At 41.8% G+C, this 740-nt stretch carries 1 protein-coding gene; it reads left to right on the top strand.

Going from position 1 to position 740, the window contains the following annotated elements; translation table 11 throughout:
* On the top strand, window positions 1-740 hold a 740-nt coding region (locus Q3V31_RS30685; RefSeq protein ID WP_329767701.1), incomplete at both ends, for a serine hydrolase domain-containing protein.

The raw sequence follows: 740 nt of genomic DNA, 5'->3' as shown, positions 1-740 counted from the left end.
AAAGTCTTACACTAAATAACTTTCTTCACCATACCAGTGGTCTAACAAATATTAGGCATACTCAAAATATTCCACAAGGCAATACACCGGATATGTTGCAAAAGACTGTGGAAATGCTCGTCGATGCTGAATTGGCGTTCCCTCCCGGTGAACAGTATAACTATGGGACCGTTAATTATGACGTCTTGGGTTTGGTTATTGAGATTGTGTCGCGACAAAGCTATGAAGACTTTATGAAGGAACAAGTATTTCAGCCGTTAGGTCTTCACCAGACGTATGTTTATAAAGAAGATGCTCAAGCCACTGGACAGTTGGCAAAGGGCTACCGTTCCTCCTTTTTTATGACAACTCCATTTAAGGCTCCGGATTATGCTGGGAATAAACCCGCAGGCTACATCATTTCTAATACAAAAGATATGGCGCGTTGGATGGGCATACAGATGGGTATCGTGCAGGACATACCCGAAATATTTCACACGGTTATCGAAAAATCACATAGGGGTGATATGTCTGTTTCGGCTGTCAACGGTATGTATTATGCGGCAGGATGGTCCGTAAACGCCGAACAAACGATTATAGAACACACTGGGGGCAATCCAAATTTCAGAACCGAAGTAGTCATACTGCTAAATGAACGAACAGCCGTCTCCTTGCTGAGCAACGGCGCAAATACCAATATAAACATGGTACTAAAAGTTAAAGATATATTAGAAGGCAATCTAACTCAGTCATATGAAATA

The organism is Bacillus nitratireducens (assembly GCF_036320425.1).
GTDB lineage: Bacteria > Bacillota > Bacilli > Bacillales > Bacillaceae_G > Bacillus_A > Bacillus_A nitratireducens.
This window is presented reverse-complemented; position numbering and strand designations above follow the sequence as displayed.